Consider the following 23,901-nt stretch of genomic DNA (forward strand, 5'->3'; position numbering starts at 1 on the left):
ATGCGGTCGATCACCAACCATTTGCGCACCACCGCTCTGGCCGCCACCGCGGCCTTGTCGCTGGCCGCTTGCCAGAACCCCAACGGCGGCATCGGCGGCATCGGCGGAATGAACACGTCGGAGACCGTCGGCACGCTGGGCGGCGCCGTGGCCGGCGGGCTGCTCGGCTCCCGCTTCGGCGGCGGGGCGGGCAAGCTGGCGACCACCGCCATCGGCACGCTGGTGGGCGCCTATGCCGGCCAGCAACTGGCCCGCCATTTCACCGCCGCCGATCAGAACCGCGCGTCGGACGCGGAGGAGCGGGCGGTCGCCAACAACCAGACCATCACCTGGAACAACCCGCAATCCGGCAACAGCGGCACCATCCAGCCGGTGAAGACCTATCAGGACAGCAACGGCCAGACCTGCCGCGACTACAACCATACGGTCGTGATCGACGGCAAAACCGAGGTCGCGCGCGGCACCGCCTGCCGTCAGCCTGACGGAAGCTGGAGGCTGATGTCGTAAGCGTACAGCCTATCCGAATGACCGCCTCCGGGTCCTACGCCTTGCGGATGTGGGAGGTTGCCGTCAAAATCAAGGAGTTCCGCCGGATGGCGGCCTGATGCGAACGGCGTGCGGGGCATATGGAGGCGGTCAGCTACATCATCCTCATCGGATCCACCCTGTTGATCGTCAGCGTGCTGACCAGCTACCTCGCTTTGCGGGTCGGTGCGCCGTTGCTGTTGATCTTCCTCGGCATCGGCCTGCTGGCCGGAGAGGATGGGATCGGCCAGATCTCCTTCAATGATGCCGGCTCCGCCTTCCTGATCGGGTCGATGGCGCTGGCGGTGATCCTGTTCGAGAGCGGGTTCGATACGAAGCTCGCCAGCTACAAGGCGGCGGCGTGGCCGGCGATGACGCTGGCGACGGTGGGGGTGGCGGTGACCACCGGCGTGGTCGGGGTCGCCGCCCATTGGCTGCTGGGTCTGGATTGGACCGAAGCGCTGCTGGTGGGGGCGGCCTGCAGTTCCACCGACGCGGCGGCGGTTTTCTTCCTGCTGCGCGTCGGCGGCATCACCCTGCGCGACCGCGTCCGCTCCACACTGGAAATCGAATCGGGCAGCAACGATCCGGTCGCCATCATGCTGACCATCCTGCTGGTGGAGGCGGCGACCCACGGTCTGGCCTCCCCCGCCGCCATCGTCGGCGAACTGGTGCTTGCTTTCGCCCTCGGCGGGGTGATGGGGCTGGCCGGCGGCTGGCTGCTGGTGGCCTTCATCAACAAGGCGAATTTCGAATCCGGGCTGAACCCGGTGGTGACGCTGACCTTTGCCCTGTTCATCTTCGCCGTCACCAACGTGCTGGGTGGCAGCGGCTATCTGGCCGTCTATGCCGCCGGGCTCTATGCCGGGAATGTCAGGCTGCGCGGGGCGCTGGAACTGCGGCGTTTCCATTCCGGACTGACCTGGCTCAGCCAGATCGTCATGTTCGTGATGCTGGGGCTGCTCGCCACGCCGCGGGAGTTCGCCGGCATGATCCTGCCGGCGCTGGGCGTGGCGGCGGTGCTGATCCTGGTCGCCCGTCCGGCCGCGGTGTGGATGTGCCTGCTGCCCTTCCGCTTTTCCGTGCGCGAGACCAGCTTCATCGCCTGGGTCGGCCTGCGCGGGGCGGTGTCGCTTCTGCTGGCGCTGGTGCCGGTGTTGGGCGGGCTTGAGAACGGCCAGCTGATCTTCAACACCGCCTTCGTCGTCGTGGTCGTCTCGCTGCTGGTGCAGGGCTGGACCATCGGCAGCATGGCGCGGGCGCTGGAATTGATCGTGCCGCCGCGCCGCGGCCCGGTGGAGCGCGTGGAACTTGAGCTGCCCGGCAATGCCGATCAGGAACTCGTGGCCTACACCGTCCATGGCAAAAGCCCGGCGGCGCGCGGTCAGCGCATGCCGCGCTGGGCCAAGCCGTCGCTGGTCATCCGGTCGGGCGCGGTGGTGCCGCTGCACAAGGCGAAGCCCTTGCAGCCGGGCGACCATGTCTATCTGTTCACGCCGCAGCACAGGCTGCCGCTGATCGACAAGCTCTATGGCGGCAGCCGGGCGCTCGATCAGAACGACCGGGAGTTCTACGGCGATCTGGTGCTGAGCCCCGATGCGACGGTGGAGCAGATCGCCGAGATGTACGGCCTGCCGCTGTCGCTGCCGAATGCCCGGCTGACCTTGAGGGACCTGCTGCGCAACGAGTTCGGCGGCTCCTGTGAACTTGGCGACCGGGTGCGCATGGGCGGGGTCGAGCTGATCGTGCGCGACATGGAGGATGACACCATCACTTCCGTCGGCATGGCGCTGGAACCGGCCCGCGTGACCAGCCGGCGCCGGCCGCTCTACCAGCGGATCGCCGATGTCGGCGGGCGGCTGCGCGGGTGGTGGAACGAACACGCCTTCCGGCGCTGGAAGGAACGCGAGAAGCTGCGGGCACGGCGGCCGGAGGCGTTGCCGCCGCCGGCTGAACCGCAGCGAGAGGAACGGGTGGAAAGCCGGAACGACGCCGCCTGAACGTGATCCCCGGAGCTTACCCCCGGTGTCCCGGCCGCGACGCGGCGATGGTGCGGCTGAGATAGATGACCGGCGCCAGCCCGACCAGAACGATCACCAGGGCGGGCAGGGCGGCGTCGTCCAGCCTTTCGGTGGAGGCCATGCGGAAGGCTTCGATTGCCAGCGTGTCGAAATTGAAAGGCCGCAGGATCATCGTCGCCGGCAATTCCTTGGTGATGTCGACGAAGACCAGCATGGCGGCGCTGAGTAGGCTGGGGCGCAGCAGCGGCAGATGGACCCGGCGCAGCACCTGCAACGGCGTGTGGCCGAGCGAGCGGGCGGCGCCCTCCAGATTCGGGCCGATCTTGGCGAATCCGGACTCCAGCGGCCCATAGGCGACGACGAAGAAGCGGATCAGATAGCCGTAGAGGATGCCGGCGATGGTGGTGCCGAGGATGGCGCCCATCGGCCAGCCGGTCCAATCGCGCGTCATCCCGACGGTGATGAGAATGCCGACGGCGATCACCGTGCCCGGCGTGGCGTATCCGAGCGAGGCGAGGCGCGCGGCGCCGGTGGCGAAGCCGCTGCGGTCGTGGCGCACGCCATGGATCACCATCAGTGCCACCGTGACCACCAGCAGCGCGCCGCTGGCGCCGAGGATGAAGGTGTTCACCGTCAGGTCGGTGAAGCGGGCGAGCGTCAGCTCCGTACCGCCGCGCAGAATCATGCGGATCAGCACCGCGCCCGGCAGCAGGAAACCGAACAGCACCGGCGTCAGGCAGACGATCCAGGCCATCACCGTACCGCGGGTCGACAGGCGCGGGGCGGGCAGGGCGCGGTAGCGGCCGGTGGTCTGGTGGAAACGCATCCTGCCGCGCGACAGCCGCTCCAACCCGACCAGCGCCAGCACCACCAGCAGCAGGACGGCGGCCAACTGCGCCGCCGAGGCGGGATCGCCCAGGGCGAACCAGGTGCGGTAGATGCCGACGGTGAAGGTATCGATGCCGAAATAGCGCACGGCGCCGAAGTCGGCCAGCGTCTCCATCAGCGCATAGCCGACGCCGGCCACCAGCGCCGGGCGGGCCAGCGGCAGGGCCACGCGGCGGAAAGCGCCGAAGGCGGTGCAGCCCAGCGTCCGGCTGGCTTCCAGCACGCAAACCGACTGTTCGAGGAAGGCGGCGCGGGTCAGCACATAGACGTAGGGGTACAGCACCGACGACAGCACCAGCCCGGCGCCCCAGGCGGTGTGGATCTCCGGAAACCAGTAGTCGCCGCGCCGCCAGCCGAAGGTGGCGCGCAGGAAGGACTGCAGCGGCCCGGCATATTGCAGGAAGTCGGTGTAGGTGTAGGCCAGCACATAGGCCGGCATGGCCAGCGGCAACAGCAGCAGCCATTGCAGGACCCCTCGCCCGCGGAAGTCGTGCATGGTGACGGTCCAGGCGCAGGCGACGCCCGTCACCAGCGTGACGACGCCGACGATGCCCAGCAGGATCAGCGTGTTGAGGATGTAGCCGGGAAGCACCGTCCGCGCCATGTGCCCCCACAGATCGGTGGAGACGCCGGCGGACTGGACGAAGACGGCAAGGATCGGAAGGGCGATCAGCAGCGCGAGGATCAGGGCGAACAGACCGGTCGGGCCGATACGCGACCATAGCTGGCGGGGAGAGAAGGACGGGGAGCCGGGAGACTTCGCGTCGGTCGCCATCGCCATGCGGAAACATCCTGTCATTCGTACAAAAAGAAGGCGGCGCCTGCTCCCTGGTGGGGGGCAGACGCCGCCGGTACTCTACACTATATGCGAGCCGTTATCAGCTGGCTTCGGCGGCGCGCTGGTGACGCTTGCGCTCGTTCGGGTCGAGGTAGCGCTTGCGCAGGCGGATCGACTTCGGCGTCACTTCCACCAGCTCGTCGTCGGAGATGTAGGACAGCGCCTTTTCCAGGGTCATCTGGATCGGCGGGGTCAGGCGAACGGCCTCGTCCTTGCTGGTGGTGCGGATGTTCGTCAGCTGCTTGCCCTTGATGACGTTGACCTCAAGGTCATTGCCGCGGGTATGCTCGCCGATGATCATGCCCTGATAGACCGGAACGCCCGGATCGATCAGCATCGGGCCGCGGTCTTCCAGGTTCCACAGGGCGTAGGCCACCGCGGTGCCGTCGCTGTTGGAGATCAGCACGCCGGTGCGCCGCGCCGCGATGGCTCCCTTGAAGGGAGCGTAGCCGTGGAACAGGCGGTTCATGATGCCGGTGCCGCGGGTGTCGGTCAGGAACTCGCCCTGATAGCCGATCAGGCCGCGCGACGGGGCGTGGAAGACGATGCGGGTCTTACCGCCGCCGCTCGGGCGCATCTCGATCAGGTCGGCCTTGCGCTCCGACATCTTCTGGACGACGGTGCCCGAGAACTCCTCGTCGACGTCGACGACGACTTCCTCGATCGGCTCCAGGCGCTGGCCGTTCAGCGGGTCGGTCTTGAACAGCACGCGCGGGCGGCTGATCGCCAGCTCATACCCCTCGCGGCGCATGGTCTCGATCAGGATGCCCAGCTGCAGTTCGCCACGGCCGGCCACCTCGAAGGCGTCGCCACCCTCGGTGTCGGCGATGCGCAGAGCCACGTTGCCTTCCGCTTCGCGGAACAGGCGGTCGCGGATCATGCGGCTGGTGACCTTGTCGCCCTCGCGGCCGGCCAGCGGGCTGTCGTTGACCGAGAAGGTCATCGCCAGGGTCGGCGGGTCGATCGGCTGGGCGGCCAGCGGCTCGGCGACTTCCGGGGCGCAGATGGTGTCGGCCACGGTGGTGTTGGTCAGGCCGGCCAGCGCGACGATGTCGCCGGCATGCGCCTCTTCCACCGGAACGCGCTCCAGGCCGCGGAAGGCCAGCACCTTGCTGATGCGGGCGTTCTCGACCAGCTTGCCGTCGCGGCTCATCGACTTGACGGACATGTTGACCTTGACCGAACCCGTCTGGATGCGGCCGGTCAGGATGCGGCCCAGGTACGGGTTCGCTTCCAGCGTGGTCGCCAGCATGGTGAAGGGCAGGTCTTCCTCGACCTTCGGGGCCGGGACATGGTCGCGGATCAGTTCGAACAGCGGGGTCAGCGTCTCGCGGGCGCCGTTCTCCAGGTCCGTGGTCGCCCAGCCATTGCGGCCCGAGGCGAACAGGGTCGGGAAGTCCAGCTGCTCGTTCGAGGCGTCGAGCGAGGCGAACAGGTCGAACACCTCGTCATGCACCTCGTGCGGACGGCCGTCGGGGCGGTCCACCTTGTTGATGACGACGATCGGGCGCAGGCCGAGCTTCAGGGCCTTGCCCAGCACGAACTTGGTCTGCGGCAGCGGGCCTTCGGCCGCGTCGCAGAGCAGGACGACGCCGTCGACCATGGAGAGGATGCGCTCCACCTCGCCGCCGAAATCGGCGTGGCCGGGGGTGTCGACGATGTTGATGCGCAGGTCGTTCCACAGAACGGACGTGCACTTGGCCAGGATGGTGATGCCGCGCTCGCGCTCCAGATCGTTGGAGTCCATGGCGCGCTCAGCCACCTGCTGGTTCTCGCGGAACGAGCCGGCCTGCTTGAGGAGTTGGTCGACCAGCGTGGTCTTGCCGTGGTCGACGTGGGCGATGATGGCGACGTTACGGAGATTCATGGAGCCTTCGGTCTCGCAATGGCACCCCCGACACGCAGCAGCGTCATGCCACAAACAACAAAAAGGCCCAACGAACATTTATCCGTGGGCGCTGTCGGGGAAACTGTTGCGGCGCAATATATGGATCCTTGGCCAAAACGCAAGCGTCGTGCCCTTTGGTCTAACGCGAATTTCCGGGATGGAGCCATGCGTCATTGGACCTTACATTGGGAACGATGATCCGTTTCGCTTCCGCTTCCCGCCGCCGCGCGGCCGCCGCAACGAGGATTGCAGCCGTGCCGCTCAAGGCCCCCATCGCCGCTCCGCTGGTCGCCGCCCTTCTGATGCTGGGGCCGGCAGGCGGCGGGCATGCCCAGGATTCGCCGCCTGACAGCATCCCCGGTGCCGTGCCAGCGGCGCCGCCGCAGAGTGCGTCGCCGGAGGCCGCTCTGCCGGACGAGGAGGTGCGGCCGGCCGGCATCACCTATGAAGTGGACATCACCGGCGTCGAGGATGACGGACTGCGCGGCACGCTGCGCGACGCCTCCACCCTGGTGGAGCTGAAGGACGACCATCCGCCCTCGCTGATCGGGCTGGAGCGGCGGGCCGACAGCGACCGCGACCGTTTGCAGACGGCGCTGCGATCCGCCGGCTATTACGACGCGAAGCTGGACATCCGCATCGAGGATCCCGCGGCGGCCGGCACCCTGCCCGCCGGAGGAGACGCACCGCCGGTCAAGGTGACGGTGGCGGTGACGCCGGGGCCGCTCTACCACATCAAGACGGTGACGGTGCGCGGCGCCGCCAACTCCACCGGCAATTCCACATTGCCGAAGGAGGTCGCGACCGACAATCTCGGCCTAGCCGCCGGTGCTCCGGCGGTGGCGCAGAAGGTGCTCGACGCCGAATCGGAGCTGGTCGGCCGGCTGACCAAGCGCGGCTATGCCTTCGCCAAGGCATCGGATCGCGAGGTGGTGGTCGATCATTCCGACCGGACGATGGATGTCGCCTATACCGTCGACCCCGGCCCGCTGACCCGCTATGGCGCCACCCGGATCGAAGGGCTGCAGAAGGTCGACGAGGATCTGGTGCGCGGGCGTCTCGCCTGGAAGGAGGGGCAGGTCTTCGATCCGACCGCCACCGATCGGGCACGGCAGGACATCGCCGCGCTCCAGGTCTTCGACACCGTCCGCGTGCGGATGGCAGACGAGCCGGGGCCGGACGGCGTGACGCCGGTGATCGTCTCGGTCAGCGAGCGCAAGCGCCGATTCATCGGCGGCGGCGTCACCTATTCGACGCAGGACGGGCTGGGCGCCAATGCCTATTGGGGCCACCGCAACCTGTTCGGTGGGGCGGAGCAGCTGCGCGTCGGTGTCGATGTCGGGCGTGTGGCCGGGTCGTCCGGCGGCACGTCGAGCAAGGGCAACGACCTGCCGGATCTGCGCTTCAGCGTCAATTTCCGCAAACCCGACTTCCTGGCGGTGAAGCAGTCGCTGGTGGTCAATTTCGCCGTGGTGAACGACCAGCCGCCGGCCTATAGCCGAGTCGCATCGGAACTGACGGTCAAGCTGGAACGGCCGCTGACCGACCAGCTGACCGTCAGCTATGGCCTGACCGGCGAGCGCGGTCGGGTGCGGACGGAGGACAAGACCTATCAAACCTCCTTCATCGGCGTGCCGCTGGGGGCGGCCTGGAACGGCACCGACAATCTGCTGAACCCCACCTCCGGCCAGCGGGCCTCGCTGCAGGTGACGCCCTGGTTCCCGGTGGGCGGGGATACCGAGTCGCCCTTCACCTCGGTGCTGTTCAACGGCTCCACCTATTACGATCTCGGCAATGACGGGCGCTATGTCGCCGCGGCGCGGATCGGGCTGGGCAGCATCCTCGGCACTTCGCTGTCGGACATCCCGCCCGACCATCGCTTCTATGCCGGCGGCGGCGGGTCGGTGCGCGGCTACGGTTTCCAGAAGGCCGGGCCGCGTGACCGCTATGACGATCCGGTCGGCGGCCGGTCGCTGTTCGAGATCGGGGCCGAGCTGCGCATCAAGGTGACGGAGAGCATCGGCATCGTTCCCTTCGTCGATGCCGGCACCGTTTATGATTCGGCCTATCCGGACTTCAGCGAGCCTCTGCGCGTCGGCGCCGGTCTGGGCCTGCGCTACTACACCGACTTCGGCCCGCTGCGCGTCGATGTCGGCATTCCCCTCAACCCCGCCGACGGCGATGCGCGTTGGCAGCTGTATCTCAGCCTGGGGCAGGCGTTCTAATGGCGCAATTTCGTCCCAATCCTCCGGGACGATGACCGTTTATTGCGGTTAGGACACGGGTGGCGCTGGTGAAAGGGCATGGTGTGACGGCGGTTCGCTTACTTTTGGTCGGTCTGACGATCCTTACCGGCCTGTTGGCCGGTCCGCAGCCCGTCCGGGCCTTCTCGCTGTTCTCCGGCGATTCCGCCCGCGAATGGCTGACGGAGAAGATCGAAGGGGCGGTCGAATCGCCGGACATGCACCTGAAGCTCGGCGCGATCGACGGCAGCATCCCCACCGACTTCACCATCGCCACCGTCACGCTGGCCGACAGCCAGGGTGTCTGGCTGACCATCGACCGGCTGCATGTGGTGATGTCGCCATCCGCCCTGTTCATGCGCAGCGCCAAGATCGATGCGCTGGAAGCGGCGTCGGTGTCGGTGACCCGCGCGCCGGTCACGACTCAGCCCGCCGCGCCGTCCGACCCCAACGCCTCGCTGCTGCCCAGCCTGCCGGTGGACATCGACCTGAAGAAGCTGGTGGTGGAACGGCTGGACCTGGCGCCGGCGCTGCTGGGCGAACAGGCCGTGCTGCGCATTGCCGGCTCGGTGCTGCTGGAACATGGCGGCGGGGCGCTGAACGCCAACCTGTCGGTCTCGCGCATCGACGACAAGCCCGGACAGGCCGATCTGGTCGCCGCATTCGATCCCGGCAAGAACACGCTCAACCTGTCGGTCAATGCGTCGGAACCGGCCGGCGGCGTCATGGCCCGCGCGCTGTCGATGCCCGGCCTGCCGCCGGTTCAACTGGCGCTGAAGGGCGACGGCACGCTGGACGACTGGACCGGCAAGCTGACCGCCACCGCCGGCGAGGCCGCGGCCCCCACCGGCACGCTCAACGCAGACGCCACCATCAAGAAGGGGACGGAGGGGCATGTCCTGACGCTTGCGGCCGGCGGCAACGTCGCGCCGCTGATCGCCGGATTGGCGGGCGACACGGTGACTCCGCTAATCGGTCCCAGACCGACCCTGAACGCGACCGTGCTGCGGGCGCCGTCCGGCGCCATCACCCTGCGACCGCTGGCGCTCACCGTCGCCGCCGCGAACGCGACGGTGAACGGCGACATTGGCGCCGACTACAACAGCCTCAACCTGCGCTGGACCGTTCAGGCCGGGCCGGACTCCGCCCTGCACCCGCTGGCGCCGCTGTCCTGGCGCGAGGGCGTCGTGGAGGGCTCCGCCGAAGGGGCGCTGAGCGCGCTGAACGTCGCGGTGAACGCCACCCTGCGCGACCTCGCCGCCGACGATCCGGCCTTGTCCCGCCTGACCGGCCCCGAGACCACCCTGGCCGCCCGCGCGCGGATCGACACCGGCAGCGGCGGGATCGGGCTGGAGACGCTGGCGCTGAACGCCGCCGCCGCGCGGGCCGAGGCAAAGGGAACCATTGGCGGCTGGGGTCAGACCGCGGATCTGACCCTGAGCGCGAGCGCCGACGACCTCGCCCCGCTGTCCGGCCTCGCCGGCTGGCCGCTGGCAGGCGCCGTGGCCCTGTCGGGGCCGGTCAAACGCATTGCCGACGGCACGCTGACCGCCGATCTGACCGGTACCATCGACCGTCTGTCCACCGGCACCCCGGCCGACGCCGTGCTGGGCGACAAGGCGACGCTGGCGCTGGCGGCACGCATGGAGCCCGATGGCGCCATGCGCCTGACCGACCTGACGGTGGACGGGCGCAACGGCAAGCTGACCGGCAATGCGGCCCTGGCGGACAACAAGGTCGATGCGCGAACCATCCTGACGGTGGCGAAGCTGGAGCCGCTGGGCACTGCGCTCGGCACGCCGATGGAAGGGGCGGCGACGTTGGAGGCGACCGCCCGCGGCCCGCTCGATGGCATCGAGGCGCAGGCGACGCTGAACGCCCGCGACCTCGTGGTGCAGGGCCGCCGGCTGGGCGCCACGGAGGTGAAGGCGACCGCTGCCGGCCTGCCGGCCACGCCGAACGGCACGGTGTCGGCCCGCACGAACATGGACAAGACGCCGCTGTCGCTCGACGGACGTTATGCCCTGCGTGAGCAGACGCTGCGGCTCGATGGCCTGACCATCGCCAACGGCAGCAACCGCATCACCGGAGAGGCGCAGGTGGCGCTCGACACGCTGCTCGCCACCGGCCGGCTGGAGGGCAAGCTGCCCAACCTGAACGGTCTGTCGGAACTGGCGGGCATGCCGCTGGGCGGCGGGGCGAGCTTCACCCTGGCACTGGACAGCAAGGGCGGCAAGCAGGCGGCCAACCTGACCGCCGACGCCAGCAACCTGCGGGTGGACGGCGAAGGCGGACCGCTGCTGACCGCCCGGAAACTGACCGCGAAAGCCGACATCGCCGACGCGCTGGGCGCCCCCAGCGGCAAGGCGCGGGTGGAGATGACCGACGGCAACGCCGCCGGCAATGAGCTGCGCAGCGTCACCGCTTCCGTCGACGGGTCGCTGGCGAAGGCCGGTTTCCAGGCCAACGCCAATGGTGCCGGCGCTCAGCCGGTCGCGCTCGACCTCGCCGGCGGGTTGGCGATGGATGGCGGCGTGACCCGCATCCGCCTCGACCGCCTGCAGGCGCGCTATGCCGGCGAGGATCTGCGGATGACCGCCCCCGCCACCATCCTGCTGGCCGACCGCCGCTATGAGGTGAAGGAGTTGCGGCTGTCGTCCGGCAATGCCCGGCTGGCCGCCGACCTCGGCCTGAACGGTGAGCGGCTGAGCGGCGAGCTGACCATCGACCGCCTGCCGCTGGCGCTGGCGAAGCTGGCCAGCCCGACGCTGGCGCTGGATGGCGTCGCCAATGCGCGGGCGTCGTTGGGCGGCACGCTGCGCAGCCCGCGCGCCGACGCCACCATTCGGGTCAGCGGGCTGAAGGCGCAGCAGACCACCCAGGCCGGGCTGCCCGGCATCGACGCGACGGCGGACATCCAGTGGCGCGACCGCCGGCTGACCCTAGCCAGCCGTGTCGCCATGCCGAAGAATGCCGGCACGCTGACCGCCAACGCCGTCCTGCCGCTGGTGATGGACCCGGACAGCTACGCCGTCAGCGTGCCTCCGAACGGCGCGCTGGAGGCGGCGGTCAACGGCACGGTCGATCTGTCGCTGGCGAACGACCTGCTCGCCGCATCGGGCGACCGGGCGCGCGGATCGCTGCGGCTGGACGTGAGGGCCGGCGGCACGGTGGACAAGCCGTCGCTCGGCGGATCGGTGGTGTTGACGAACGGGCGCTACGAGAACCGTGCCTCGGGTGCCGTCATCACCAATATCGAGGCGCGGCTGGTCGGCGACGGCGACGTCTTCACCGTCCAGAGCTTCCGTGGGCGGACGCGCAACGGCGGGGTTCTCACCGCCAGTGGTGTCATCCGTCCGGGTGCCGCCGCCGACCAGCAATTGGACATCAGGCTGCAGGCCGACAATGCCCGGCTGCTGGAGATCGATCTGGTGACGGCGGAGATCGGGGCGAACCTGACCCTGACCGGCGGCTTCACCAACGCCCGGCTGGCCGGGCCGGTGGACATCCGCCGTGCCGAGATCCAGGTCCCCGACCGCATGCCCGCGAATGTCGTCGATCTGAAGGTGACGGAGGTCGGCAAGGGCCGCCGCGCCCGCGGGACGACGCAGGTGTCCACCGCCGGCGGCACGCGCCGGGTGCCGGTACCGGAGGAGGCGCCTCCGGCAGCCTCGCCCTTCGTGCTGGCGCTGGACATGACGGTGAATGCGCCGAACCAGATCTTCGTGCGCGGCCGCGGGCTGAACGCGGAGTTGGGCGGCAACCTGCGTGTCGGCGGCACCGCCGCCGCGCCGGAGGTGACCGGCCGCTTCACCATCCTGAAAGGCAACCTGGACCTGCTGGCCAAGAATTTCGAGTTCAAGCGCGGCATCTTCGATTTCGACGGCACGCAGCCGATCGACCCGCGGCTGGACCTGCTGGCGGAGGCGACTGCCAACGGCATCACCGCCGACGTCGTGGTCAGCGGCACCGCCCGCCAGCCGAAGATCGAGCTGACCTCCCCGCAAGGACTTCCTCAGGACGAGGTGCTGGCCGGCGTGCTGTTCGGCAAGTCGGTCGGCGACCTGAGCGCCGCGGAAGCGGTTCAGCTTGCCCAGTCGGCGGCCTCGCTGGCGGGAATCGGCGGCGGTGGCGGCGGCATCCTGGACAAGGTGCGCCGCGGCCTGGGTGTCGACCGGCTGGATTTCACCCAGGGCGAGAACGGCAAGGGCGGCGCCGTTCAGGCCGGTCGCTATGTCAGCGACCGCGTCTATGTCGGCGTCGAACAGGGCATCGGCGCCAACCAGAGCCGGGCGAAGGTCGAAGTCGACATCACCAAGAACCTGAAGGGCACCGCTTCGGTCGGAGCCAACTCGGAGACCAAGTTCGGGGTGATCTACGAGAAGGATTATTGAGGGGAGAAGGATTATTGAGGGGGGTGTCGGCTGACGACGCCCCCACCCGACCTCACCACCCCACGACGATCCGCGCGTGCGACGGCACCGGCACGATGCCGTCCACCGCCTGGGCATCGAACCGCTTGGCGATGTCCTGCTCCAGCGCCTTGCGCCGCTCCGCGCTCAGTCCCCCCAGCCGGTGGCCGAAGCTCATGTCCAGCGCGGCGCGCCAGAAGGGCTGGCCGGCGGGGGCCTTGCGCACCGGGGTCAGGTCGGTCTCTGAGGTTTCGGCAAAGCCGGCGGCCCGCATCACCTCGGACAGCAATCCCGGCTTGGCGAAGCGGAACAGCGGGTCGAGGCTGCCGTCCTCGCCGAGATGGTCGGCGACCACGTCGCCGATCTCCGCGAACAGGCCGTTGCCGGCGCGCGGACCCCACACCATGAAGGCCGCCTTGCCGCCGGGGCGCAGGACGCGCCGCACCTCGCGCAGGGCGGAGTCCACGCCCGGCACGAACATGATGCCGAAACGGCAGGTCACCCCGTCGAAGGCGGCGTCGGCGAAGGGCAGGGCGGTCATGTCGGCGGCGGTGAAGGTGGGGGCCGGTCCCTCCACGCTGCGGGCACGACGGACGGCGCCGGCCATCATGCCGGGAACAAGGTCGCTGCCGACGACAAGCCCATCGGGTCCGGCGCGGCGCGCGGCGCTCAACGCCGGCTCGCCCGCGCCCGATGCGAGGTCGAGCAGACGGTGCCCCTCCGTCAGACCGGCTGCGTCCAGAAGCGGGCGGTTCAGCTTGTCGGCCAGATCGGCCATCGGATCGGCCCAGCGGTCCCAGGCGTCGGCGCTGGCGGCCCAGCGGTCACGCTCTCTGGCCGCATCGGGAGGGGCCGCATCGGGAGAAGGGGCGTCGGGAAGGACAATCGCGGTCAATGGAGAAGCCTCGCCGTGCCGGCCACGCGCTTGACCGTGTCGGCGTCGTTCAGCCGTTCGCCCAGCGCCGACAGCTCGTCGGACAGCTTGCGGTTGGCGTCGGTCAGTTGCTGGATGCGGGTCTGCGCCGCCTGCTGCTGCTGGGACAGGGTCGCCACCGTCTCCGTCAGCTTGCGGATTTGCTGGGACTGGCGGCCCGCCGCCTCGTTCAGGCTGCGGCGGATCGATCCGACGGCCACCAGCACGACGGTGCTGACGGTCACGCCGGCCATGATGGCGACGATGCTGATCCCGGTGAACCAGTCCATGGGCTGAAAGCTTCGGCCCATTTCACCGTTCGGTCAAGCAGCCTGACAGTCGGCCGACACGACGGACCCGGCGCCGCGGTGGGCGTCGGGTCCGCAAAACTCGGAAATCGGCAAAACTTGGAAATCGATGGCTGGCGTCAGCCGACGGAGCCGCTGACCGGACGCTCCGCCTTCATGCGCAGTTCCTTCAGGTGATCGCCGAAGGCGCGCAGCACCGGCATGATGCGCTGGGTCTGGTCGGTGGTGACGTGGGCGTCCGTCTTCAGCACGATGGTCGGCGCCTCGCTCATCAGGCGCTTGGCACGCATCGGGCCGACCTTGTCGTCGAGGAACATGGCCATGCCCATCAGGATGCCCAGCGTGACGTCGTCCGGAGCCTTGGGCAGGGCCAGGACTTCATGAAGCTCGTTCAGCAGCGTGTAGGCGACGATGGAGGTGCGTTCGATGGTGTCGACGTCGGCGGCCATGGGCATCGGGCAGGTCCTCGGGAAACGTTCGGATGAAACGTTGCAGGTGAGACGCTGGCGGGTGACGCGGGATGGCGTCCCGATGGGCGCCAGCGCTTGCGAAATCCGTCGTGCCCCGAGGGTAATCGTCACTTTATAACCAAAGTGTTAACCAAACGCCGTCCGAGTCGTCCGAGTCGCATTTTTCCGAGTCGCAATCTCCCGTTCTCACCGCTTTCCACTGCTGCGCGTTCTGGTCGAAAGCGACAGCTCGGCGACCTCCTCTCGCGCGGTGCTGACGAGGCCGGCGGACTGCACGACATCCCGGTTGAAGGGATGATAGGTCTGCGCGTAGATGCTGCGGATTTTGGTCACGTAATCCTTCGTCTCCCGGTAGGGCGGGATGCCCTTGTACTGCAGGACCGCCCCCTCGCCGGCGTTGTAGCCCGCCAGCGCATAGGCGACGTTCCCATCGAAATAGGCCAGCAGCCACCGCAGGTACTTCATGCCGCCGCGCAGGTTCTGTTCGGCGTTGAAGGGGTCGGAGACGCCGAAACGCTCGGCGGTTTCCGGGATCAGCTGCATCAGGCCCTGGGCATTCTTGTTCGACACGACATCGACGCGGTAGCCGGACTCGACCGCGATGACCGCCAGCACCAGATCGGGGTCGAGGCCGTAGGTCGGCGCCATCTTCTGCACCATGGCGCGGATTTCGGCGGGCGGCTTGCGGATGATGCCCCATCGCAGGTTGGGCGGCTCGCAGCGGTCGGGCGCCTTCACCGTGGCGCTGACAGTGCCGACCAGTCGCTCCGCCTGCTCGTTGCCGAGGGATGCGGCCTTGCGCAGCCAGGCACGGCCGAGATCGGCATCCTTGGACACGCCACCCAGCCCGGCCATGTGCATCCGGCCGGCCATCAACGCCGCGTCGGCATAGTCCTGGCGGGCGGCACGGCAATAGAGGGATAAGGCGAGCCGGGAGTCGGCCTTCACCCCGTCGGCACGGTCGTAATGCTGCGCCAGTTCATATTGGGCACGGGCGCTGCCCTTGCTGGCGAGGGCCTCCAGCGCGGCGACGGTCTTCTCGGAGATGCCGGCATTCGCCGGTGCCGCCGCCAGCAGGGCGGGCAGGAACACTGCCGCCGACAACGCCGCCATACGTGCCCGGCGGGTGCCGTGCCTGCCGATGCGCCGTGAGGTTGCGGGAGCGCGCGACGCGGACGGTGTACCGCAAAGGTTCGTGTGGCCTTCCACAGGACCCCCCTGTATGATTTTCTTCAGGCTTTCGGAGACCATCGAAAGGTCGGAAGCAGAACTCTTGGGGAGGACGCCGCTGTATCCGTCTGGCCGGGTGTCAGGCGTGGTGGCATAAGCCGAAACGGAAGGCCGGCTGCCGGAAAATACATCGCCGTAAGTGCTTGATGTGGCGCTGCCAATAAAAAATACATAGGCCGATCGACGAATGTCGGTCGGTCTTTTTCTTTTCACGTTGGTCATGCGTCCTCCAATCGAGTTGGAGAAATAACGAAAGACCAGATGTTACGCCAACGCCCGAACGGTGATTGACGTGGGATACACGGGGTACTCTAGGGGTTAACCGGCCCTATTGTATGACCCACTAGCCTTTTTCCCAACTGGCAGCTCCTTTGTGCACTGATTACGTACGGATCGGGCCAGATAATCGGCTGCAAATTCGATGGCCCCGGACGATGGAGTTTCCCTTGGAGATTCCCGCGTCCGGGGCCTTCGCGCCGGAGGCCCCGGCATTGTCGCCCGCACTCCAGAATGCGGTCGGCGTCGCCGTGGCGAACGGCATTGAAGGAGGCATCGTTTCACCGATGGCGAACCACGTCGCGACAACCTTGAGCCACCGACTGCGCGGCCCGGCACTGGCCGATCCGATGCCGTTCGGCGCCGAGGCCGTTGGTCGGACCCGTTCGGACGGCCTGCCGACGTACACAGACCAGAATACCGCCGATGCCGGGATGGAGACCCATTTGACTGCCCATGCGGAGGCCAAGCGGGCCGAAGCCAGCACCGAGGCCGGCGAAGCCGATACGGCCGTAGCCGATGCCGGCGTGGTGGCCGTGCAGGCGGAAACCGAGGACGATTTCCGCCCCGATCCCAATGCTCCTTCCGATCCCGCGGTGATCCGCCAGATCGAGGAGGAAATTCCACGACTGCGCCGGTTCGCCCGCGCCATGGTCCGCGATGCGACGCTGGCCGACGATCTGGTTCAGGAGTGCCTTGAACGGGCGCTGTCGCGCCTGCATCTGTGGCGGCCCGGCACCAATCTCCGCGCCTGGCTGTTCACCATCCTGCGCAACCTTCACATCAACGGCGTACGCCGCCGCCAGCCGGTGGTCGACATCGACGCCGAGGCGCAGGCGGCGATCGGGGCCGCACCGGGCTCGCAGTTCGTGCGGATGGAACTGCGCGACCTGCGCCGGGCCCTTGCCCTTCTCCCCAACGAACAGCGCGAGGTCGTCCTGCTGATCGGTCTGGAGGGCATTTCCTACAACGAGGCGGCCGACATCCTCGGCATCTCCATCGGCACCGTGAAGTCGCGCCTGTCGCGCGGCCGCCGCGCCCTGCGGCTACTGATGGAGGGCCAGAACCCGTCGGACGACGCGGACGCCTGAGCACGGGCGCCTGAGCGGGCGGACATCGGAGACAGGATGGATTTCGCGGGGTGCCCGGTCGCCGGGTGCCCCGTTTTCGTTTGCAACCACGTCAATCCGCAAAGGCGGAAAAAGAACGGCGGCGCCCGTGTCGGACGCCGCCGGAGGCGGGGACAATCGAGGCGCCGCCCGGGCTCGCCGGCCCTGACGTCACCTCGGGAGGAGAGAGTGTCGCAGCGTCAGGAGATACCGTAGTCAACCGGGCGATCCGCCGATGGTTCCTTCGCGTGGGAAAAGGTCCCGGCGGAGAATCCCACTGGCCGATCGCCCGGCCGGATGGCCTCCCGTCTACCGTCGCCGCACCAGACCCATGATCAGGCTGATGGCGAACAGGATCAGGAACAGGAAGAACAGGATCTGCGCAATGCCGGAGCTGGCCGACGCGATCCCGCCGAACCCGAGCGCGCCCGCGATAAGCGCGATGACGAAGAAAACAAGAGCCCAATAGAGCATCATACCCTCCCTCGCTCGGCCGAATAGTCGCCAAGGACTGCCGGCGTCACAGATGAGACAAGTCGTGGCCGCACCCGCCGTCCCGTCGTCTCCGCCACATGGACACTGCCTCGATGGCAAGTCGGGAAGGTGACGGTAAGCACAGCCGGTGCGGCGGCATTCGAAGACCAGAACGCTGTCGTGGGCGCGATGTTCCCGCGTTCCGTCCGGTCGGAGTATCGGGCCGCCGCTTGGGCGGTGCGGGCTGGCATTTATGCAACAAAGGTGCGGCCAGGTTGTTTCGTGATCTTGAGGACCGGCATTCGACGGCAAGACAAGCCGACAGCAGGAGAGGATTCCATGAAGACCGGACTGTTCCTGGCGGCCGTGGCCGCTTCGCTCGCGCTGGCGCCGGCCGCGATGGCGCAGCAGACCTATTCCCAAAGCTATTCGGGTTCCCAAAGCCAGCCGGGCGGCAAGACCCATGCGGGCGCCTATTCCGGCAGCACCGGCGGCGATCTGATGGGATCGTCCGCCATGGAGTCGGGGGGCTCGTCCTCCGGGCCGGCGTCCGGCGTCGCCGCACGCCGCGGTCCCGGGCAGAAGCCGATCGAACTGCGCCAGACGACACTGCTGAACCAGCTCAGCGCCGCCGGCTATGTCTCGTTGCGCGATTTCCGCAAGGACGGGGACCGATACGTCGCCAACGCCATGACCCCGCAGGGCGAGTGGACGACCGTGGTCCTGGACCCGCTCAACCCCACGGTGACGCCGGCCCGCTGACGTCACTCCAATAGTTGAGACCATGTGCCGGTGAGGCGGCCGACGCCCCCCGGCACGCGGAGATCGTAGAGCGGCAGTGGTTGCTGCAGGCGCTGTCCGGCGTCGCGGCCCAGCGTGCGGACCGCCGTTTCCACCGTGCCGCCGACCGGCAGCCATCCCGATGCCGCGATCGGCACCACCAGCGCCAACCCCCAATCCATCCGTCCACCGAAGCGGCTCTGGGCGCCGTCCGGACCCTCGGTCCAGGTGGCGTGGGCGCTTAGGCCGATGCCGCCGTAGAAGCGGCGCATCACCTCCACCGTTCCGCCCCAATCGCCGCCGAGATAGCGCCCGAGCCGCAACGCGGTGGTGGTGTCGGCGCCGGGGCTCTCCCAATAGAGACTGAGATGGCCAGTGCCGCGGGCGTCGCCGCGGTCGAAGGCCAGCAGGCTTTCCGGCCGCCGTTTCCAGACCTGATTGAGGTCGAGGCCGAGCGCCCAGCGGGTGGCGAATGGCTGCAACAGAGCCTCGGCACCGATGCCCGCATACATCTCCTCCAGATGGCCGGCGGACAACCGTGTCATCAGCCCCTCCGCCGGCCGGGCAAGCCACGCCGCATAAGCATGGTCGAGGGCCAGTGGGCGGTCGGCGTAGCGCGGCAGGTCGCTGCGTACCGGCTGCGCCGCCGGCACGGCATTGGTGTCCAGCAGTTGCAGATCGCTCGGCGCATTGATGCGCAGTCCGCCGCCCAGCACCAGCCCGCGCAGAGGCTCCGCCCGCAGCATCACGTCGGTGTGGGTGCGCTGGGCCAGCGCAGTCCCCAACTCCGCCAGATCGAAGCTCGCGACCAGCCGGGTGGACAGGTCGAGCCGGGGGCGCCAGTCCGGCGGCGGGACCGCGGTGGCGGTGAGTTGCGTCGTTCGCCAGATCTCCTCGGCGCTGCCGCGGTGACCGGCGGCCCGTTCCAGATCGCGGCGCAGCAGGGTTACGGAAGCTGTGTCCAGGCCGCCGGCGCCGGTGACGACGCGCAACCGCTCGACCTGCGGTGGCGCCAGATCGGCCAGCAGGCGGGCCGCGTCGCCAACCTCGCGCGCCAGCGGCATCCGTCCGTTTCCGGCCGGATCGAGCCACAGGGTCGCGATCTCTCCGTCGATGTGGGCAGAGCGGACCGGCAGGCCGCGGCTGCGCGCCACCAGGGCGATGGCATCGGCCGACAGGGCGGACCCAGCCGATGGGCGTGGCCCGACGCCGGGGGGAGGGCGGTCGGGGCGGTCGGCATCCACCGCAGGGTCGAAGCGGACCGACAGCCGCAGCATCAGGCGTCTGCCCTGTTCATAGGCCGCGCCCAGGTCGGCCCAGGATGCCGGGCGCCAGGACAGGCCCAGGCTGTAGCGGCTGCCGGGATCGAAGCCCGGTTCGTCCTGCCGCTGGGCGCGGAAGCGGTCGCCGGAGGACTCCAGCTTCAGGCTCAGCCCGTCGACCGGCGTGTGCCACTCCACCCCGCCGAACAGCGCCACCCGCTCGCCGCTGAACCATGCCTTGGGTCCACGCGTGGCCGGCCATGCCGATGGATCGCGATCGCGGCGGAATCGGCCACCGAGGAAGCGCAGCGGGTTGCGCAGCTGCCCGCCCTCTCCCAGCGTGCCCCATCCCATGCCGAGCGTCAGGTCGAGGTCCCACCAGCGCCGCGACAGGGCGACATATTCGCCGGCGAAGCGGCCCTTGCCCGGCAGGTCCAGCCCCGACCCGGTGACGTCGCGCCCGCCGATCACCAGCGCCGGCCCGCGCTCGTCCTCCCGCCGCACCCGGAGCTTCAGATCGAGACCGGGCTCGGTGAGGCCGTAATAGCCGGGATAGGCGCTGTTGCGTGCGGTGACCTCCAGCCAGGGCAGCGGCTGGGCGGATATGGTGTAGTGACGGTGCAGGTCGCCGAGCGCGGTCAGCCCGCCGCTCATCGAACCGTCCGGCGCCATCCGGGCATTCGGCATCTGCAACAGCCCGATCCCGCCCCAATCGGACAGGCTGTATCTTGCCTCATCGGCCAGAGCCGGAGATGCCGCGAGAAGAATGAGAAATGGGGTAAGGCGCACGCACTGATCGCGAAGGTTCGGAGATGCGATCCGATCATTCGCGAGTCATGCGCATGAATGCAACTGAAAAGACGCGGATGCCGTTGCCGTTACGGGGCCTCGACCACCTCGAAGTCATGGGTGATGGTCGCGGTCTGCCCCAGCATGATCGAGGCGGAGCAGTATTTCTCCGCCGACAGGGCAATGGCGCGCTCCACCTTGGCGGGGTCCAGCTTGCGGCCGGTCACGGTGAAATGGACGTGGATCTTGGTGAAGACCTTCGGATCGGTGTCCGCCCGCTCGGCCTCGATGGCGGCGACGCAGTCGGTGATCTGCTGACGGCCCTTTTCCAGGATCATCACCACGTCGAAGCAGGTGCAGCCGCCCATGCCGATCAGCAGCATTTCCATCGGGCGGATGCCGGCGTTGCGACCGCCGGATTCCGGGGCGCCGTCCATTACCACGGCATGGCCGCTGCCGGATTCGCCGACGAACATCTTGCCGTCCACCCAAGTGACGCGCGCCTTCATGACCATTTCCTTCGTTCACTGTTGATCGTGAGTGTCCGCGCGAAGCTAGGCGCCGCGGCGGGGCGGCGCAAGAGGATGCAGAGCCTCCATCGCCGGACTTGTCCGGCGGCGCCCGCACGGCCAAAGTCGGCGGTACTGTGACGTGTATTGCGATGACGGGGCCATTCATTATGCCGCACGGCCATTCCCATGGCGGTTCTTCAGAGGCCGGGCACGACCACGGCGACCATCACCATCACGGACCGGCGCGCTACGACCGGTCCTTCGCGCTGGGGGCGTTGCTGAACATCGGGTTCGTGGTCGTCGAGGCGGTCTATGGGCTGCTCGCCAATTCCACGGCATTGCTGGCCGATGCCGGGCACAATCTCAGCGACGTGATGGGGTTGCTGCTGGCCTGGGGCGCGGTGTGGCTCGGCCGGCGGATTCCGCAGGGGCGCTATACCTACGGCTTCGGCAACGCGTCGATCCTGGCGTCGCTGCTGAACGCGATGATCCTGCTGATCGCCGTCGGCGCCATCCTGCTGGAGGCGGCCTATCGGCTTGCCGATCCGCAACCGGTGGCGGAAACCACGGTCATGGTGGTGGCGGTGATCGGCATCGTCATCAATGCCTGGACCGCGTGGCTGTTCATGGGCGGGCAGAAGCAGGACATCAACCTGCGCGGCGCCTATCTGCACATGGCTGCCGACGCCGCGGTGTCGGTGGGCGTCGTCATCGCGGCGTTGGCGATCCGCTTCACCGGCTGGCTGTGGCTGGATCCGGTGACCAGCATCGTCATCGCGCTGGTCATCATCGCCGGAACCTGGGGCCTGCTGCGCGATTCGGTGCGGCTGGCGATGGATGCGGTTCCCGACGGCATCGATCGGGCGGAGGTGGAGCGCTATCTGGCCGGACTGCCCGGCGTGGAGGAGGTGCATGATCTGCACATTTGGCCGATCAGCACGACGGAAACCGCGCTGACCGCCCATCTGGTGCGTCCCGGCACCGACCAGGGCGACGGTCTCCTGCTGGAGCTCTCATCGGTGCTGAAGGACCGCTTCGGCATCGGCCACGCCACCATCCAGGTGGAGCAGGACGGCAGTTGTTGCCGCCTTGCCCCGCCGGAGGTCGTGTGACCCTTCATGCCAGTTCGCGGGTCAGGCCTGCTCGCGGGCGAGGCGGCGGGCGTTGGCGCGCACCTTGCGGTAGGCGGGGTTCATGCCGGCGGCGGCCAGTGCCGCCGTCGCCTCCATCAGGCGCAGGTTGGCGTGGATGCCGGCATCGACCGCGTCGGCCAGCAGGCGCTGCTGCATATCGACGATCTCCACCGGATTCTTGCAGGTGGCGAGCCCGCCGATGGTGGCGGCGGCCGCCTGGGTCTGCTTGGTGATCATCGTGATCCAGGCCTGTCCAAACTCGCCGATGCCGGTCGCGACCGCATGGAAGGCTTCGACCGCCGCCTCCACCTTCTCCGCACCCATGCGGATGAACTCCGGATTGGCGAAGTCGATGGGGTTCGCAAGCGCAGCCGTCATCATCGCCGTGCGATAGCCGATGGTCTGCGCCGCCGCAACGCCCATTTCGCTGCTGCGAAGGCCGGTCTTGGTAAGCTGCCCCGCCACCGCAAGAAGCCTGTCGGTGGGATGGCCGTTGCCGGCGTTCTGTGATGACATGGGCGTCGCCCCTCTCTCGAAAAAATCGTTGCCGAAACTTGGCTGCAGCATCAACGCTGCACTGCAGCATAAGTTCCGGCACGATCTTTACGCCTCGGCGAGCGCGCGGTCGAGATCTTCGATGATGTCCTGGGGGTCCTCAAGACCAACGGACAGGCGCAGCAGGCCGGGTTCGATCCGCGCCGCGACCTTTTCCTCGTCCGTCAGCTTGGAGTGGGTGGTGGTGGCGGGGTGGGTGATGAGGCTCTTCGAATCGCCGAGATTGTTGGAGATCATCACCATGCGGAGGCCGTTCAGCGTGTTGAACGCCTCCGTCTTGCCGCCCTTCAGGAAGACCGACAGCATGTTGCCGCCGCCGGTCATCTGCTTGCGCACCAGATCATATTGCGGGTGGCTGGGCAGCAGCGGGTACAGCACCTGGGCGACCTTCGGGTGGCTTTCCAGGAACTCGGCAACCTGCAGACCGGCCGACGACTGGGCCTGCACACGCAGCTCCAGCGTCTCCATTCCCTTCAGCAGCAGCCAGGAATTGAAGGGGGAGATGGTCGGGCCGGTGTTGCGCAGGAAGGGATGGATGACCTCGGAGGCGTATTTCTTGTCCTTTGCCAGGATGACGCCGCCCAGGCAGCGGCCCTGACCGTCGATGTGCTTGGTCGCCGAATAGATGATGACGTCGGCGCCGAAGTCGAACGGACGCTGCAGGACAGGCGTGGCGAAGGCATTGTCGACGACGACCACCGCGCCCGCCCGGTGGGCGAGATCGCAGACCGCCTTGAGATCGACGACCTCGAGCCCGGGGTTCGACGGGGTTTCCAGGAAGACCGCCTTGGTCGGCTTGGACAGCGCCTCTTCCCACTCCGTCAGGTTGGTGCCATCGACGAACACCGTCTCGATGCCGTAGCGGCCGCACAGCTCCTTCAGGATCCAATAGCAGGAGATGAAGAGCGCCCGCGGCGCCACCACCCGGTCGCCGGCGCGCAGGCCGCTCATCAGCGCTCCATGCACCGCCGCCATGCCGCTGGCGGTGGCATAGGCCCATTCGGCGCCCTCATACTCGGACAGCCGGTCCTCGAACATTGCCGAGGTTGGGTTGCGGAAGCGCGAGTAGACATGGCGCGTGCCGTCGTTGGCGAAGGCGTTCTCCGCCTCCTCGGCCGAGCCGTAGACGAAGCCGGAGGTCTGGTACAGCGCCTCGCAGGTCTCGTCGAACTGCGAGCGGCGGATGCCGCCATGGACCAGCTTGGACCGCGGGCGCAGCCCCGCGACGTTCGGATTGCGATGATCGGTGCGCGACATTCCGCAACTCTCCCCTGA

The 23,901-nt window shown here is 68.3% G+C and carries 18 protein-coding genes; 7 read left to right on the plus strand and 11 right to left on the minus strand.

Features of this window, described 5'->3' with window-relative positions; all coding sequences use genetic code 11:
- Positions 1–507: an RT0821/Lpp0805 family surface protein gene (locus tag FZ938_RS11340; RefSeq protein ID WP_149198562.1), complete on the plus strand. Its 507-nt coding sequence runs from the start codon at positions 1–3 to the stop codon at positions 505–507.
- A gap of 119 nt (positions 508–626) precedes the next feature.
- Positions 627–2,525 (plus strand): potassium/proton antiporter, encoded by a 1,899-nt coding sequence (locus tag FZ938_RS11345; RefSeq protein WP_149198563.1) that lies wholly within the window; start codon positions 627–629, stop codon positions 2,523–2,525.
- A 16-nt stretch (positions 2,526–2,541) separates the two neighbouring features.
- Here FZ938_RS11345 and FZ938_RS11350 read toward each other — a convergent pair whose 3' ends face one another.
- On the minus strand, positions 2,542–4,215 hold the full coding sequence (locus tag FZ938_RS11350; RefSeq protein ID WP_149198564.1) for an ABC transporter permease: 1,674 nt from the start codon (positions 4,213–4,215) through the stop codon (positions 2,542–2,544).
- Between the two features lie 97 nt (positions 4,216–4,312).
- The gene (gene typA, locus FZ938_RS11355) at positions 4,313–6,139 is read right to left on the minus strand and encodes a translational GTPase TypA (RefSeq protein ID WP_149198565.1); all 1,827 of its coding nucleotides are present in this window, start codon (positions 6,137–6,139) and stop codon (positions 4,313–4,315) included.
- A gap of 275 nt (positions 6,140–6,414) precedes the next feature.
- On the opposite strand from typA, the gene FZ938_RS11360 reads away from it, so the two are divergent.
- Both FZ938_RS11360 and FZ938_RS11365 read left to right on the plus strand, forming a co-directional pair.
- Positions 6,415–8,385 carry an autotransporter assembly complex protein TamA gene (locus FZ938_RS11360; protein ID WP_246457402.1) on the plus strand — a complete coding sequence of 657 codons (1,971 nt, stop codon included), beginning with the start codon at positions 6,415–6,417 and terminating at the stop codon, positions 8,383–8,385.
- A gap of 104 nt (positions 8,386–8,489) precedes the next feature.
- Complete coding sequence (locus FZ938_RS11365) at positions 8,490–12,797, plus strand: translocation/assembly module TamB domain-containing protein (protein WP_246457403.1); 4,308 nt, start codon at positions 8,490–8,492, stop codon at positions 12,795–12,797.
- A gap of 52 nt (positions 12,798–12,849) precedes the next feature.
- Here the strand turns inward: FZ938_RS11365 and FZ938_RS11370 are convergent, their stop codons facing one another.
- The 4 genes from FZ938_RS11370 to FZ938_RS11385 form a co-directional block, all read right to left on the minus strand.
- Positions 12,850–13,710: a class I SAM-dependent methyltransferase gene (locus FZ938_RS11370; RefSeq protein WP_246457405.1), complete on the minus strand. Its 861-nt coding sequence runs from the start codon at positions 13,708–13,710 to the stop codon at positions 12,850–12,852.
- Positions 13,707–14,018 (minus strand): hypothetical protein, encoded by a 312-nt coding sequence (locus FZ938_RS11375; protein ID WP_149198568.1) that lies wholly within the window; start codon positions 14,016–14,018, stop codon positions 13,707–13,709. Before FZ938_RS11375 ends, FZ938_RS11370 begins: the two co-directional genes overlap by 4 nt.
- A 137-nt stretch (positions 14,019–14,155) precedes the next feature.
- The gene (locus FZ938_RS11380) at positions 14,156–14,491 is read right to left on the minus strand and encodes a hypothetical protein (protein WP_109152017.1); all 336 of its coding nucleotides are present in this window, start codon (positions 14,489–14,491) and stop codon (positions 14,156–14,158) included.
- Between the two features lie 201 nt (positions 14,492–14,692).
- The gene (locus FZ938_RS11385) at positions 14,693–15,619 is read right to left on the minus strand and encodes a lytic transglycosylase domain-containing protein (protein ID WP_246457407.1); all 927 of its coding nucleotides are present in this window, start codon (positions 15,617–15,619) and stop codon (positions 14,693–14,695) included.
- Positions 15,620–16,182: 563 nt separating this feature from the next.
- Between FZ938_RS11385 and FZ938_RS31030 the strand changes: the two genes are divergently transcribed.
- A complete protein-coding gene (locus tag FZ938_RS31030) occupies positions 16,183–17,103 on the plus strand; it encodes an RNA polymerase sigma factor (RefSeq protein WP_246457408.1) in 921 nt (306 codons plus the stop codon).
- A gap of 327 nt (positions 17,104–17,430) precedes the next feature.
- Here FZ938_RS31030 and FZ938_RS11395 read toward each other — a convergent pair whose 3' ends face one another.
- On the minus strand, positions 17,431–17,595 hold the full coding sequence (locus FZ938_RS11395) for a DUF1328 domain-containing protein (RefSeq protein WP_085090676.1): 165 nt from the start codon (positions 17,593–17,595) through the stop codon (positions 17,431–17,433).
- 339 nt (positions 17,596–17,934) lie between these two features.
- Here FZ938_RS11395 and FZ938_RS11400 point away from each other — a divergent pair, with 339 nt between their 5' ends.
- Complete coding sequence (locus tag FZ938_RS11400) at positions 17,935–18,357, plus strand: hypothetical protein (protein ID WP_149198570.1); 423 nt, start codon at positions 17,935–17,937, stop codon at positions 18,355–18,357.
- 2 nt (positions 18,358–18,359) lie between these two features.
- On the opposite strand, the gene FZ938_RS11405 is transcribed toward FZ938_RS11400, so the two are convergent.
- Entirely contained in the window at positions 18,360–20,426 is a 2,067-nt protein-coding gene (locus tag FZ938_RS11405) for a YjbH domain-containing protein (protein WP_149198571.1), read from the minus strand.
- An 89-nt stretch (positions 20,427–20,515) separates the two neighbouring features.
- Positions 20,516–20,935 carry an OsmC family protein gene (locus FZ938_RS11410; RefSeq protein ID WP_109109402.1) on the minus strand — a complete coding sequence of 140 codons (420 nt, stop codon included), beginning with the start codon at positions 20,933–20,935 and terminating at the stop codon, positions 20,516–20,518.
- A gap of 170 nt (positions 20,936–21,105) precedes the next feature.
- Here FZ938_RS11410 and FZ938_RS11415 point away from each other — a divergent pair, with 170 nt between their 5' ends.
- On the plus strand, positions 21,106–22,050 hold the full coding sequence (locus tag FZ938_RS11415; protein ID WP_149198572.1) for a cation diffusion facilitator family transporter: 945 nt from the start codon (positions 21,106–21,108) through the stop codon (positions 22,048–22,050).
- A 21-nt stretch (positions 22,051–22,071) separates the two neighbouring features.
- Here FZ938_RS11415 and FZ938_RS11420 read toward each other — a convergent pair whose 3' ends face one another.
- The gene (locus tag FZ938_RS11420; protein WP_149198573.1) at positions 22,072–22,587 is read right to left on the minus strand and encodes a phasin family protein; all 516 of its coding nucleotides are present in this window, start codon (positions 22,585–22,587) and stop codon (positions 22,072–22,074) included.
- Between the two features lie 87 nt (positions 22,588–22,674).
- Complete coding sequence (metZ, locus tag FZ938_RS11425) at positions 22,675–23,883, minus strand: O-succinylhomoserine sulfhydrylase (protein ID WP_149198574.1); 1,209 nt, start codon at positions 23,881–23,883, stop codon at positions 22,675–22,677.
- Positions 23,884–23,901 lie beyond the last annotated feature (18 nt).

This window comes from Azospirillum oryzae, assembly GCF_008364795.1.
Classification (GTDB): domain Bacteria; phylum Pseudomonadota; class Alphaproteobacteria; order Azospirillales; family Azospirillaceae; genus Azospirillum; species Azospirillum oryzae.